Annotated in this window: 13 protein-coding genes and 1 pseudogene; 9 read left to right on the plus strand and 5 right to left on the minus strand. The window is 58.8% G+C overall.

Going from position 1 to position 12,687, the window contains the following annotated elements:
• On the plus strand, positions 1-527 hold a 527-nt coding region (locus WCA53_RS01590), incomplete at its 5' end, for a hypothetical protein (protein WP_423904755.1).
• 169 nt (positions 528-696) lie between these two features.
• Positions 697-1,581, plus strand: a complete 885-nt coding sequence (locus WCA53_RS01595; protein ID WP_423904756.1) for an SDR family oxidoreductase — start codon at positions 697-699, stop codon at positions 1,579-1,581.
• Positions 1,582-1,660: 79 nt separating this feature from the next.
• Here WCA53_RS01595 and WCA53_RS01600 read toward each other — a convergent pair whose 3' ends face one another.
• On the minus strand, positions 1,661-2,206 hold the full coding sequence (locus WCA53_RS01600) for a Uma2 family endonuclease (protein ID WP_423904761.1): 546 nt from the start codon (positions 2,204-2,206) through the stop codon (positions 1,661-1,663).
• A gap of 415 nt (positions 2,207-2,621) precedes the next feature.
• Between WCA53_RS01600 and WCA53_RS01605 the strand changes: the two genes are divergently transcribed.
• The 3 genes from WCA53_RS01605 (at position 2,622) to WCA53_RS01615 (ending at position 5,180) form a co-directional block, all read left to right on the plus strand.
• Positions 2,622-2,831: a hypothetical protein gene (locus WCA53_RS01605; protein WP_423904763.1), complete on the plus strand. Its 210-nt coding sequence runs from the start codon at positions 2,622-2,624 to the stop codon at positions 2,829-2,831.
• Between the two features lie 31 nt (positions 2,832-2,862).
• On the plus strand, positions 2,863-3,639 hold the full coding sequence (locus WCA53_RS01610; RefSeq protein ID WP_423904766.1) for an SDR family oxidoreductase: 777 nt from the start codon (positions 2,863-2,865) through the stop codon (positions 3,637-3,639).
• Positions 3,640-4,046: 407 nt separating this feature from the next.
• Entirely contained in the window at positions 4,047-5,180 is a 1,134-nt protein-coding gene (locus tag WCA53_RS01615; protein WP_423904768.1) for an MFS transporter, read from the plus strand.
• A gap of 59 nt (positions 5,181-5,239) precedes the next feature.
• Here WCA53_RS01615 and WCA53_RS01620 read toward each other — a convergent pair whose 3' ends face one another.
• Complete coding sequence (locus tag WCA53_RS01620) at positions 5,240-5,602, minus strand: hypothetical protein (protein ID WP_423904773.1); 363 nt, start codon at positions 5,600-5,602, stop codon at positions 5,240-5,242.
• Positions 5,603-6,045: 443 nt separating this feature from the next.
• On the opposite strand from WCA53_RS01620, the gene WCA53_RS01625 reads away from it, so the two are divergent.
• Positions 6,046-7,308: a multidrug effflux MFS transporter gene (locus WCA53_RS01625; RefSeq protein WP_423904776.1), complete on the plus strand. Its 1,263-nt coding sequence runs from the start codon at positions 6,046-6,048 to the stop codon at positions 7,306-7,308.
• A 47-nt stretch (positions 7,309-7,355) separates the two neighbouring features.
• Here WCA53_RS01625 and WCA53_RS01630 read toward each other — a convergent pair whose 3' ends face one another.
• Positions 7,356-8,363 (minus strand): cation diffusion facilitator family transporter, encoded by a 1,008-nt coding sequence (locus WCA53_RS01630; protein WP_423904779.1) that lies wholly within the window; start codon positions 8,361-8,363, stop codon positions 7,356-7,358.
• A gap of 356 nt (positions 8,364-8,719) precedes the next feature.
• Here WCA53_RS01630 and WCA53_RS01635 point away from each other — a divergent pair.
• From WCA53_RS01635 to WCA53_RS01645, 3 genes and pseudogenes are all read left to right on the plus strand, one after another.
• Positions 8,720-8,860 (plus strand): annotated as a pseudogene (locus WCA53_RS01635) (cation transporter); the annotation flags it as partial.
• Positions 8,861-9,052: 192 nt separating this feature from the next.
• On the plus strand, positions 9,053-10,537 hold the full coding sequence (locus WCA53_RS01640) for an alkaline phosphatase family protein (protein ID WP_423904782.1): 1,485 nt from the start codon (positions 9,053-9,055) through the stop codon (positions 10,535-10,537).
• A 221-nt stretch (positions 10,538-10,758) separates the two neighbouring features.
• On the plus strand, positions 10,759-11,310 hold the full coding sequence (locus WCA53_RS01645; protein ID WP_423904785.1) for a cytochrome b: 552 nt from the start codon (positions 10,759-10,761) through the stop codon (positions 11,308-11,310).
• Here WCA53_RS01645 and WCA53_RS01650 read toward each other — a convergent pair.
• Positions 11,307-11,903, minus strand: a complete 597-nt coding sequence (locus tag WCA53_RS01650; protein ID WP_423904789.1) for an ABC-type transport auxiliary lipoprotein family protein — start codon at positions 11,901-11,903, stop codon at positions 11,307-11,309. The two genes, WCA53_RS01645 and WCA53_RS01650, sit on opposite strands and share 4 nt — an antisense overlap.
• An 8-nt stretch (positions 11,904-11,911) precedes the next feature.
• A partial coding sequence (locus WCA53_RS01655) for an MlaD family protein (protein ID WP_423904794.1) occupies positions 11,912-12,687 on the minus strand: 776 nt, incomplete at its 5' end.

Here is a 12,687-nt window from a genome sequence, read left to right on the forward strand (position 1 = left end):
CTGTGGACGACCGTTTCGACAGACGAGAACTGCTGTTGCACTTGGGTGATGTGCTGGAGGCAATCAGTTGTTTGGCCAAGGTGGGCCAACCCGCAGCACGCGTTGCTGAACTCGCGCACAGCGAGGATGCGCTTCAAGAATTCGTTTTTCTGAAGGCGCTTGCACCGACGATTACCGCGGCTCAATTCGCCGAGCGAGCGGCGAGCGCATTCTTTCTGTGGCCAAAGGAACTGCTTGAGGAGCAGTTGAACCGCCGGGCCCTAGCCTCGACCGTGCAGCACGACCTTTTTGAGGGAAACCCGAACGGCTGGAAGGCGTACGTGACGCTACTGCAGAAGAAGGTGAAGTGGTTCGGGGTAGACCTGCCGAAGATGAAGCGGGACCTCACGCCTGAGGCAGGGCGCAACGCCAGCGAAGAGGCTAGCCCTGTCGAGTCGTCATCCGCTCCGGTCGAATCGGTTGCGGAGTGGGGTCCATCCGACGAAAAGCGGGGATGGCCATGGCCGCAGCCAGGCTCAACATCCTGATCGAAACCGGCGTGTGCAGTGCCAGTACAGAGTCTTGCCACGTTGACGACTTGTATCGAGAACCGGAACACACATCAGGCTTCCAGTCGGCCGGCCGAACGTTTTGACCGGTAGCCATGCCGCGCTTCCTGCGTAAGCGTATTCTGAGGTAAATATTCAGGAGACGACCATGAGCCTTGCTGGCAAGACACTATTCATGTCCGGCGGAAGTCGCGGCATTGGACTCGCGATTGCGCTCAGAGCCGCACGCGACGGCGCGAACGTCGTGATTGCCGCAAAGACCGCCGACGTGGACCCGCGTCTCGAGGGTACGATTTATACGGCCGCTGCTGCTATTGAAGCGGCTGGCGGCAAGGCGCTTCCGCTTATTGTGGACATTCGCGACGAGGACCGCGTAAAAGCCGCAGTTGCCGAGACCGTTGAGTTGTTCGGTGGCGTCGATATCCTCGTGAACAATGCCAGCGCCATTCGACTGACCGGCACACTTGATACACCTGTTAAACGGTATGACCTGATGCATGGCGTCAATGGCAGAGGAACGTTTGTATGCGCACAGGCGTGTCTGCCGCACCTCCTTAATTCGGCGAACCCGCACATCCTCACACTGTCTCCGCCGCTGGTCCACGACGCGAAGTGGTTTAAGGATTTTCCGGCGTACACCATTGCAAAATACACGATGAGCCTGTTCACGCTGGCGCTTGCTGGCGAGTTCAAGGACCGTGGTGTCGCGGTCAATTCACTATGGCCCAGAACTGCCATCGCGACCGCTGCCGTGCGAAACGAGATTGGCGGCGGGGGCATGGTTGCGGCATGTCGCAAACCGGAAATAGTCGCCGACGCGGCTCACTTTATCCTGACGCGCCCCGCTAAGGAGTGTTCGGGAAATTTTTTCCTGGACGACGAAGTCCTGCTCGCTGCGGGTGTTCGGGACTTCGCTCAGTATGACGTGCAGGCTGGGGCTGCATTACAAGCAGATTTCTTTGTAGAGGCGTTGCCGGGAATGCTGCCGGCGGACAATATGACAAGCCTGCGAGGCCCTCGTGAGAATGGCTAATCGCAGGGTCAGGTCAAGCAAAACGAGAAATTTAAGTTGCCAGTCGCGACGGCCGACTGGCCTGTTCACCGTGACGGCGCTAGCGCAATCTGGACACGCCCCCTTCTTCGAAATACATGCGGTCAAGCGATAGCGCCGTGCCGAAGTCTGAAGCTTGCCGCTGGCCCTTGACACCCCAATACTCGACCTGGCCGCACTGGTCCACGACAATGACTTCGCGGGCGCCGCCTTCCAGATAGCTCTTGACCCTCCGGTCGATGTCTTGCGCCCTGTCGCTATCGAGAAGCACCTCGACACAAAGGTCAGGCACGAACGGCACAGGATCGTCACGGTCGAAAGCTTCCCACTTGTCGCACGACATCCAGACAACGTCCGGGACCCTGATGCCAAATGACGGGGTCGTAACGGCTACCGACATGGCGGCAAGGTGACCAATCTGTTCGGTCAGGTGACAATAGACATCCGTGAGCACTATTTGGCGCCTGGCTGACGGGGAGGGATTTGGTATCGCTTCGCCGAGTTCGTCTAGCTCATATCGGTAGTGCCCGACAAGTTCTGCCTTTGGAATGAGGCGATGCCACGCGGCAAGCAGTTCGTAGCGGTCCAGAACAGCAGGTGTGCCCATAGTCGTCTCGCGAGAAAGTGGGCCAAGCGTAAACCCTCGCTTGGAGGCTGACAATCACTAAGTATTTGTGCGTCGCACAAATTACAGCTATGCTAGTCAGCGTCCGGCAAGCGATGGTTTCGTGTCGGCGGCATCGTCCGATGCGGTCCATCCCATACGCTGCGGGCAACCGTAGTCTAATGCTCACGTAGTTTCTCAGATCTATTGTGCAGTGCAGTGGCAATACAAACATGAGACCGCGATTCGGCCTCACAATCTGATGTTTTATGATGTCAAGCAAACCACTGATCGCAAGGTGTGCGCCCCGGCCGCACCACGAATGCCATGCACCCGACTGCCAAAGGATGCGTTGGGCCCGAACGTACGGATCCTGGGGGCGCTCAATTGGCTACCGGCTGACGACAGGAGATCCAACATGAAACTTGACGACGCCACTTTCCGGCGATTGCGCCGTCTCGCTCCGGTTCTCGATGACGTACTCAACGCAGGTGAGGTCGAGCACGCAGACCAGGCGGTGGACCTCGCCTCACTTGCTCAGTTATGCTCACAGTTATTCGACGCATACCACGACCAACACCCGGGCGAGATCGCGCAAGCGCAACTCGACGCCTTCGAGTCGCAGTAACCCACTTCCTCTGGACTGGCGGGCGGCTTCCGTGAAGAAAGAGCAACAGGTTGCACTTGTGACGAATGCGGCGGATTATGCCGGGCCGCCTGCCGTAGCAGCACTGCGCGATGCAGGATTCCGGGTGCTTGTTCAAGATGATTCATTCGCGGACGAGATCGCATGGAAGGATTTCTCGGACGCACACGGTGGTCCCGACCGTGTGAGCGGGAAATGTTTCGAGATGCTGGTCGAAGCCGCATGGGCCGTCACTGGGCGGGTTGATGCCATTGTCAGCAACGACCACTTTCCCGCTATTCATCGGCCCACTGTGGACGCATCATCGGACGACCTGCGGCAGACGCTAGAAAAGCTGGTAGTCCGTCCTTTCGCTTTGGTAAAGGCGGCAATCCCGCGTATGAGGGATCAGGGCGGCGGGAACCTTGTATTAGTGACGTCGTGCCGGACGAAACTGCCGATGAACGGAGGCGCCATTCCCGATGCTGCGCGGGATGCCGCGAATGCGCTGGTTCGATCGTTTTCCATCGAGCTTGCGCCGCTTAACATTGCCGTCAATGCGGTTGCACCGAACTTCCTTTATAGCGAAGCCTATTATCCACGCGCTGTCTTCGTCGACCAGCCAGAGGGTCGTGACTATGTCAGGTCTTCGGTACCGGTGGGTCGGCTAGGCCGGCCGGAAGAGATCGGCGAACTGATTTGCTTCCTCGCATCGACACAGTCCCGGTTTCTGACTGGCGCTGTAATTGACTTTTCCGGTGGGTGGCCTGCGGCTGCAACGAGGCCCGGGAACACCGGCACATGTCCTTGAACTGGGCTGTACGCATATCGAGCTTTCTAGTAGTGCAAGCCGAACGAGAGCGCATGAGTTCTATCTCCGCCATGGATTTGCAGAGGTACGAAAGCGCTTTGTACGGAGCTATGTCTGAACGCTTGCCTTGGGTCGTCGCTAAGCAACGTGTTAGCCCGTTGTCTCGGCAATGCGCAAGTGACCATCTCGACTTGACCATCGCAATCGGGAAGCGGTTGCGATAATCTCCAGCGTGCGCGCCGGTCGGACCGTCGCTGCCGGACAAGTTCAGGAACATAACCGGGGGTTCGTTCACGATGTCTGACCAAAGCGGTAGTCAATCTGTCAGGATTTCTGACCGAACCGGTAGTCCATCTGCATTGCGTCAAGTTGCAGCTTCGAGGCTTTTTCTCGGTGCAACGATTGCGATGTTTCTGTCGGGTCTCGGCGCGTCAGCGGCTGCACCACAGCTCGTTCTGTTCCTGGTGAAGGAACTCGGCGCCTCGCTGCCGTTGGCGGGATTCTATTACTTGACCAGCCTTGCAGCGCCATTCGCGGGGTATTTCGTCGGCCGCTACTCCGATCGCACAGGAAATCGCCTCGGTCTTTTTCGCCTGTGTGCTGCGGCGGGCTTTGTGGGCTGGGCGGGGTTGGCCCTCTCTACTTCGGTCTGGATGCCCTTCATCATCGCCATCGTTTTGCTGGCCGTTTCCGGTGCTGCCACCTCGCAAATCTTTGCGGCTGTCCACGACGAACTCAGCAACAAGCCCGACGACGCAAATGAGAGTGTCGTTGCCATCATCCGTATGGCGCTTACCGGCGGGTGGATCGTTGGACCTGTCTTAGGAGCGTGGGTGGCAGCAACCTATGGCCTGCGCCCCATGCTTTGGATGACCGCCATCTGCATGATTCTACAGATCGCCCCGCTCGGAACGCTGAACCCAACCGTTAAGCTCAAGCCGGCGTCGGCAAGTGAGCACACGCGTCACTCCAGCCTGCGTGCCATGCTTCCATTGCTGACGTTCACAGGACTCTTCGTCCTGGTCTACGCAGGGGAGCCGGTGAAGTACGGATTCCTGCTGATCTACATGCAAGAACACCTCAAACTAAGTCCGGCCGTACGGGGAGCGGTCATCGGGATACAGCCATTCATCGAGCTACTCATCATGCCGTTCAGCATCGGGCTGGGCCGCAAGCTTGGCAACGTGTGGTTAATGTGTATCGCGGCGGCCATTGGGGTGTGTGCCAATCTTTGCTTTGCGCTCTGGTCGTCCGCAGCGGGCATGTTCGCCGGACAGATCCTCATGGGGGGTGTCTGGGGCATATTCATGGTTCTCGGCATCATCGTCGCTCAACGCCTGCTTCCCAACGCGGTAGGGACGGCATCGGCAATCTTCATGAGCTCGACGGCTCTCGCCTCGGCGTTAGGGGGCGTCGCGGGCGGGTTCGGGGTCGCGTTCCTGGGCCTTCCCAATGTCTTCCTGCTGCCGGCGCTCTTTGCGGGTATCGCAGTTATTGGACTGGCATTGATGGCACGCACCGAAAGCTTCAAGGTGTATTGATCTCGGCCAGTCTCTTCGCGCGCTTCAGCATCCCGGCTTCAGCATCCCGCTCAGGCAGGCTATGCGGGGCCTCCCAGCGCCCGGACTTCCGTGACCTGAATGGAAGATTGCGGAATCCTCAGGTGAGGGTGATCCGCGAACGCCTTGGCGGCCGTCTCGTGGCTCTCTGCCTCGACGATTGAATACAACATGATGTCGTTTCTCGTGTCCGCGATTCCAGTGGAGGTCACGCCTTTCGTCTTGCCGGCGGCTTCGGTGAACGTGACCATCTCCGCGTGCTCCTCCATCCAGCGTTGCCAGTCGTTGCGCATTTGGTCTTCAGCGGGTTTCCGTGTTTCTGGGTCAGTCTTAGCCCAGTCGCTCATGACCTGCTCCGGAACAAGGTACAGAACCAGGAATTTTTTCATTGCTAGGTGAGCCATAGTGTCTCCTTCATTGCGGACTTAGAGGGTAATGAAAAAGTGGTGGGAGATATTTCTTAGCGCGCATTACCTGCAGCAGGGCGTCACGCTGTCTGGTCTGCGGATCATGCCGGGCCAAAGTACTCATCCAAGCCTCTCCATCACGGCAGCGCAGAATGCGCCACATAGTCGGTATGGTATCAAGCTCACATAGATCCCTTCAAAGCTACCGGTCGTCAATGCCGGGCTCGGGCCGACTAAGCCCGACCGCGTTGGGCCGCGTTGGCCGCTAGTCGCCCGCAAAACGACGCGCGACGCAGCTTTCAAACCATGCACTCGCAATGGGCATCGTGTCGAAAACGCGAGACGGCAGGCACAATACGGGCGATGCCGCCGAACGTCGCCGTGTTCGATATTCGAACGGGCCGATACCGCATCACCGAATTCGCCTCTTCGATGCTTTCATGAACCACACTATCCTCGACCGCCCGGTCCCTCCCGCGCTCACCCCGAACTCGCCACGTTTCCTGCTGTTTCTGATCTGCCTGTTCGCCTCCGCCGGGCAGCTCGCGATCGACATCTACGTGCCCGCGCTACCCGCGATGGCGCGTTTCTTCGCGACTTCGCCTCAGGCAATCCAGTCGAGCGTTTCCGGCTACATGGCGGCCTACGCGTTCGGCCAACTCGTCTTCGGGCCCGTAGCCGATGCATACGGGCGCAAGCGCGTGCTGGCTTTCGGCCTCGTCATTTTCACGATCGGCTGCCTGCTGTCGCTCGCCGCGCCGAATCTGGAGACGTTCCTCCTTGCCCGCTGTCTGCAGGGCTTTGGCATCGCCGCCACTAACCTTCTAGCGAAGGCGATCATCACCGACTCATTCTCCGGGCAGACGCTGATACATGCGTTCACCTACATGGCAATCGCGTGGGGGCTTGCGCCGATCGTGGCGCCCGTGATTGGCGCCCACCTGCAGACGTGGTTTGGATGGCAGGCCTGCCTCGTCTTCCTGCTCGTCTATTCGCTCGTGATGTGGGCGGTGCTCTGGCGTTATCGCGAAACGTTGCTGCGACCGGTGCGCCTGGAACCGCGCACGCTGATGGCAAATGCGGGGAAGGTGCTCTCCAGCCCCGTGTTCCAGAGCTGCTTCCTCGCTCAGGGCCTGTGCTACAGCATCTTGCTCGTATTCAATATCATCGGACCGTTCATGGTGCAGAACACGCTGCACAAGCCGCCGACTTATTTCGGCTACCTCGCGCTCGGCATCGGGATGATGTATTTCCTGGGCGGCCTGTCGAATCGTGTGTACGGCGCGCGTCTGCCGTCCGCGGAACAGCGGCTGTACATCGGTGCGCGCCTGATGGCGGCCACGTCGATTGCGATGCTGTTGCTTGCACTGACGGTCGGCCTGCGCGTATGGACGCTTGCGACACCCGTGCTCGTGATGGGGTTCTGCGCAGGCGCGATGTATCCGACCTTGATGGCCAAGGGCAATTCCCTGTTCCCGCACATAGCGGGCCTGACGAGCGCGATCCTCGGGTGTGCACTGCTGCTTGTGTCGTCAGCGATGATGGGGCTCGCCGGCTTCTTGTCGGTGCAGGCCCTGACGCCGCTCGCGGTGTTCTTCGTGATCCTTGCGTTCGGGGTCGTCTGGATGGTGACAAAACTGCTGCGACATCTGGCGCAACTGCAGCGGGACGCAACCGTGTGCCGCAATGGCAAAGTGGCGTAGCGCGTAACCTGCAGCCGCGCGTCGCGCACGCGAAAAAAGACGATCGGCTATTTGACGAGATCGTCCAGGCGCTCGTCATCGATACCGGCGGGTTCAAGATGGGCCATGACATCGGCTGACTGGAACAGCCGTTGCACCGCTTTTTCTGCGTTGTCTCCGATTGTGTGGCCCTCCTCGACGGTAAGCGACCCGTCCACTTCCACATGAAACTCAACAAAAATGCGGTCTCCGCCGTCTCGCGTCCGGATATCGTGAACGCCTTGCACGCCGGCACAACTCCGCACGGCGGCTTCGACGCGCGCGCGATCCGGTGCATCCAGTTCACGGTCGAGCAACTGAAACAATGCGTGCAGCGCCATGTCTCGCGCGTTCCATAGCATGTACACGGAGATTGCCAAAGCACCAATCGAGTCGGCCCGGGCCCAACCAAGAAAGTGTTCGAGCAGCAGCGCAATCAGAACCGCAATATTAACCGCCACATCCGTAACGTAATGGGCGCGATCGGCGGCAATGGCGGTTGAGCCCGTGCGCCTGACGACGAGCGTTTGCATGCCGACCAGTCCGGCAGCCGCGAGTGAGCTTCCCAGGATCACCCAGATGCCGAATCCTGTCTGGTTCAGCGGCTGAGGAACAACGAGACGCTGAATCGATTCGACGCCGAGCCCGATCGCGGCGCCCGCCAGCAGCAACGCCTGGACGAAGGCCGCAACCGCCTCGGCTTTGCCGTGCCCGTAACGATGGCCGCGATCGGCAGGACGCGCAGCGTAGCGGACCCCCGCAAAGGTCACTGTCGAAGCTACGACGTCTACCAGACCATCGGCGGCGGCAGTCAGCAACGAAATGGAGCCTGTTGCAAGCCAGGCCCAGACCTTGATAACGACCAGCCCCAGCGCAGTCACGAGAGCAACGATGGAGGCCATGCGTCGAAGCGCCCCATCAGACATACGTTCGGCCATCGATTCGACCTTTCTATCGATACTTGAATGGAACCCACACGCAGGTTTGAACGCGTTACCGAGCCGTGCGAGCGTCACCTGCATGCGGTATGGGTCCACGGTATATCCGAAGTGTGGCTTTCGCCAGCGCCACGACGGCCACGCTGTCGATCGCCTTAGACCACTCCCTAAAGACGAAGCAGAGACGAACCCACTCCGCTCTTTCAATAAGCTTTCCATTCGCGGTAATTTGATATACCCCTCTACCCTATTTAAAATATTCTCCCCCTTGGTATATCGGAGCTCATCAATGAGCCACACCATTCGTGAGAAGCATAAGCTTCTTTCAACAGCGTTCGCCGCATCAAGGGGCAGGTCGAAGCTAACGAGCGGGCGCTCGACCAGCAGCGCGACCGAGCTGCTTATTGAAGTCGTTCACAGCTATTTCAAGTAGAGCAGGACATGAGTGATTTCAAAGAGATTCCCGCTTCGTATTCGGTGCCGGCAAGCTTGGCGACCTCGCGGGATTCACAAGTGCCATCGTGCTCGCAATGATTGCAGTACTGATTGGCTACGAGGCGGTGTCGCGTTTCCTGTCCCCCGTTCCGATTCATTTCATAGTTGCCTAAACTGCCGTACGAGCCGACCCGGAGCGGCAATTCTTGCGGGTTGACTGCAACGCGTGTTGCTTGAAAACGGCGATCGATCTGTTGAAGCGGGTAGGGCGCTTGCAATTCTGGCGGTAGTGTCCAAAATTGATTTACCGGGCGGCGGTGTCGCGATATGGGACCAGCGTCAGGAGGGTCTTCATGAGCACCAGCAATGAAAAGCAGGTCGGCGTCGATCGACGCGGTTTCCTGACGGGCGTTGCCGCGGTCGCCGCAGGCGTCGCGCTGCAGGGCTGCGGCGGAGGCGGGACAAGTGGTTCCAACACGCCGAACGGCAGCGCACAGGCGGCTTCTATCGTCGACGTGCCTTCACCCGATGGAGGCGACCGGTATAGCTTGCCACGCCCGGCACTCCCCAACCCGAGCGCCTCCGGTATCGATTTCATCGTGCTGGTGACGATGGAGAACCGCTCATTCGACCACTTCCTGGGATGGGTGCCCGCTGCCGAGGGGATGCCGGCAAACCTTCAGTTCACCGATGCATTCGGCAACGTGCAAACGCCGTTCCTGCTGTCGGCGAATTCATCGTACGGATATCAAGCCTGCGCGTTCCAGGACCCCAACCACAGCTATCAGGGCGGTCGCACGCAAATGGCTTCGGGCGCGATGAACGGCTGGCTGCTCACACCCGATACGAGCGAAGTGCGCGGCGACCTGCTACCTATCGGCTACTACAGCTCCCCCGATCTCGACTTCTTTGCCGGGGTAGCGACCCACTATACGGTGAGTGACTTCTACTTCAGCGGCATTCTGACCAGCACGTTTCCGAACCGGATCTATCTGCACAGCGGGGCCGCCGATCGCCTCACAGACACTACCGATATATCGAGCTTGCCGACCATTTGGGACAACCTGAGCATAGCGAATGTCGGTTGCAACTACTACTACCATGACGTGCCCTTCACAGCGCTCTACGGCACCCGATATCTCGGCATCTCGCATCTGTTCTCCGATTTTCTCTCCAACGCTGCGGCGGGGACCCTGCCACCATTCTGCATGGTCGATCCGCTCTTTGGCGGCGAAGCGCAAGGCCTCTCCGCCGATGATCACCCGCACGCGGATATCCGCAATGGCGAGGTGCTACTCGGACAGATTTACGACGCGCTACGCACCGGTCCGAACTGGAGCCGCACGTTGATGATCGTCGTTTATGACGAATGGGGCGGTTTTCACGAGCACGTAGTGCCTCCTATCAGGCCCATCAGCAACAACGAACTGGCGCTCGGTAACGACGGACGACTCGGCTTCCGCGTGCCTTGCGCATTGCTCGGCCCAAGGGTTCCTGCTGGCACGGTGACTCGCTATCCGTTCGATCCGAGTTCGATTCATGCGCTGTTGCAATGGCGCTTCGGCTTGCCGCCGCTAGGCGTGCGCGGCAATGATCCGGCTACGTTTAATCTGGCCTACGCGCTCGACTTCAGCGATGTACCCCGCACAGATGCACCGGCGATTGCCGTCGCGCCAGGTCCGTTCGGCGGGTTGTGCTCCGGTGCGTCGACGCCTCAGCCCTCCAGTTCGGTGTCAGCAGTCGACAATTCTCAACTGAGCGTCAACGCTACGTCGGATCGCTTTGCCGATCTGCGGGCCAGAGCTGATTCGCTCGGATTCCCGAGCGCTTCGAACTAGCCCAATCCTGGTCACCGGCGAACGTCGAGCGCGGCCTCAATCGCATGCGCGCCGGCACATTGGAATAAGCTTGCTGGGCTGAACGTTTATCTATCGTAGTAGGCAGGTGGGCAGTTCAGCGCGGGCGGAGACGCAAGCAACGTTCCGTCTCGCTGGCACCCAATGACGAAAATGGATCGGCCTTGGGTGGGCGCGTTTCTTGAATGAAAGGAGCACGGCCGATGACATCGATTGGGAACACCGAAGAACGCTTCGGCGTGGTCGCGATCCTGCTCCACTGGTCAATGGCGCTTCTTATCATTGGACTTGCGGCTTTGGGTCTTTACATGGTCACGCTTCCCGATGTCGGTTTCAATACGAAAAAGATCATGCTGATTCTCTACCACAAGGAGGTCGGTTTGCTGGTACTCGTCTTACTCGCCGCGCGGTTGGCCTGGCGTTTAACGCATGTACTGCCGCAATTGGCTGCACACCTGCCTGATTGGCAAAAAATCGCAGCTCGATTCGTCCATCTTTGCTTTTACGCACTGATGTTTGCCTTGCCAATGACCGGGTGGCTGATGTCTTCCGCCGCTGGCATCCCGGTCTCGTTCTTCGGCCTGTTCACCCTGCCAGATTTCCTCCCTCACGACGATTATCTGTTTCAGCGACTCATCGACATCCACAAGTGGTTCGCTTTCGCACTCATCCCTTTCCTATGCGTCCATGTGGGCGCGGCTCTGATGCATCATTTCGTGCTAAAGGACGATACGTTACGCAGAATGCTGCCCTAGTTTGCGTTATCGACCACGAATATGACGAGTTCCCGCAATAGTTTTGCCACGGCCTCATTGGCGGCCACGACTCCTGCGTACGGGTTGCGCTCCAACATGGGTTCACGCACCGACAATTCCTTGGTCGCAATCACCTGATTCGTGGCCTCACGGCTCAGATTAAAACGCATCGTGAGTTGCAGCATCGCGGGCTCCGACGTGAAGTCCTGCTTGATTTCCAGGATTTCGCTGCGAAGCGTGAACGTGTGGCGATCGAAATCAGGGGACGACAGAACGTCGCTGAAATAGTGGGTATGCCGAAGTGTCTCGACGATCAAAGGCTCAATCATCTGCGAGGGTGTTTCCGCCCATTCATTTTGACTGAAATACGCGATCTGATACGCCTGGGTCGTATACGCCATCTGCGTGGTGGCATAGAGCGGCCCGGCCTCGGGGACCAGGACCAACAGGGTGGCGGAGTGAGTCCGCTCGCTCGGCAGGTCGAGCGGGATATCGTTCAGCGTGTATTGTTTTGAGTCTGTCTTGACCGGTGAGAGCAGGGCGCAGCCCGAAAGCGAGACCACGCAGAGCACGACGAAGGTCGCCCTGCTCATGTCGATTCTCATTTTCCTTCCCCCGGTCCGGGTGGCCGCTGCGCAGTTCCGCGAATCACGACTGACGGGTCTCGATTGATTTTGGTCGCTAGGTCAGCGAAAGAGTGGGAAAGATTATCAAGGGAGAACAGCGCCTTGTTTGCTTCCGGCAAGATTTGCGTCTGGAGCGCATTTACGGTGTCGTCGCTCGATTGCAGAAGCGAGTGCGCTTGCGGCAGGATTTGTGTTTCAAGTACTCTCACGGCGTCGTCGCTCGATTGCAGCAGCGGCTCAAAACGACGACTGGCGCGCTCAGTATTCGCAACGATGGAGTTGAGCTTAGTGGTATTTTCTGCCAGCGCTTTGGTTACCTGCTGCAGGCTGTCGGCCGATTGCTTCAACGAAGCGATGGTTTTCGTGTCGAGTAATGATTTCAGCAGCCCGGTGATGACCTGAAAATTTTCGTTGACCTGACTGATCGTCGTGTCGAGCGTCACGACTTTCGACGGTGCCGTCGGTATGACTGGATAAGGCTCGCCGGGCCGCAACGTCAGGGGCCGCGAATTGATGCCGACGTCTTCGAGAGAAATATATACGTAGCCGGTAAACCCTCGTGTCGCGAGTCCGCGCGAGGTAATCGTCGCCACACTGGCCGAAGTAACGGGGGCAGTCTTCTCGATACTCAGCACGATCCGCACTGAATGCGGGTCAACCAGCCTGACGCTCTTTACCTTACCCACCTCGACGCCGTGAAATTCGACCGGCGCATCAGCAATGAGGCCCGAGACCGAATCCTGGGTATAGA

Origin of the sequence: Caballeronia sp., from assembly GCF_049581465.1 — a bacterium.
Classification (GTDB): domain Bacteria; phylum Pseudomonadota; class Gammaproteobacteria; order Burkholderiales; family Burkholderiaceae; genus Caballeronia.

What these genes read in the sequence shown, in the direction of transcription:
- WCA53_RS01595 (WP_423904756.1), top strand. Translation starts at nt 697, where the DNA reads ATGAGCCTTGCTGGCAAGACACTATTCATGTCCGGCGGAAGTCGCGGC.
- WCA53_RS01600 (WP_423904761.1), bottom strand. Translation starts at nt 2,206, where the DNA reads ATGGGCACACCTGCTGTTCTGGACCGCTACGAACTGCTTGCCGCGTGG.
- WCA53_RS01605 (WP_423904763.1), top strand. Translation starts at nt 2,622, where the DNA reads ATGAAACTTGACGACGCCACTTTCCGGCGATTGCGCCGTCTCGCTCCG.
- WCA53_RS01615 (WP_423904768.1), top strand. Translation starts at nt 4,047, where the DNA reads ATGTTTCTGTCGGGTCTCGGCGCGTCAGCGGCTGCACCACAGCTCGTT.
- WCA53_RS01620 (WP_423904773.1), bottom strand. Translation starts at nt 5,602, where the DNA reads ATGGCTCACCTAGCAATGAAAAAATTCCTGGTTCTGTACCTTGTTCCG.
- WCA53_RS01625 (WP_423904776.1), top strand. Translation starts at nt 6,046, where the DNA reads ATGAACCACACTATCCTCGACCGCCCGGTCCCTCCCGCGCTCACCCCG.
- WCA53_RS01640 (WP_423904782.1), top strand. Translation starts at nt 9,053, where the DNA reads ATGAGCACCAGCAATGAAAAGCAGGTCGGCGTCGATCGACGCGGTTTC.
- WCA53_RS01645 (WP_423904785.1), top strand. Translation starts at nt 10,759, where the DNA reads ATGACATCGATTGGGAACACCGAAGAACGCTTCGGCGTGGTCGCGATC.
- WCA53_RS01650 (WP_423904789.1), bottom strand. Translation starts at nt 11,903, where the DNA reads ATGAGCAGGGCGACCTTCGTCGTGCTCTGCGTGGTCTCGCTTTCGGGC.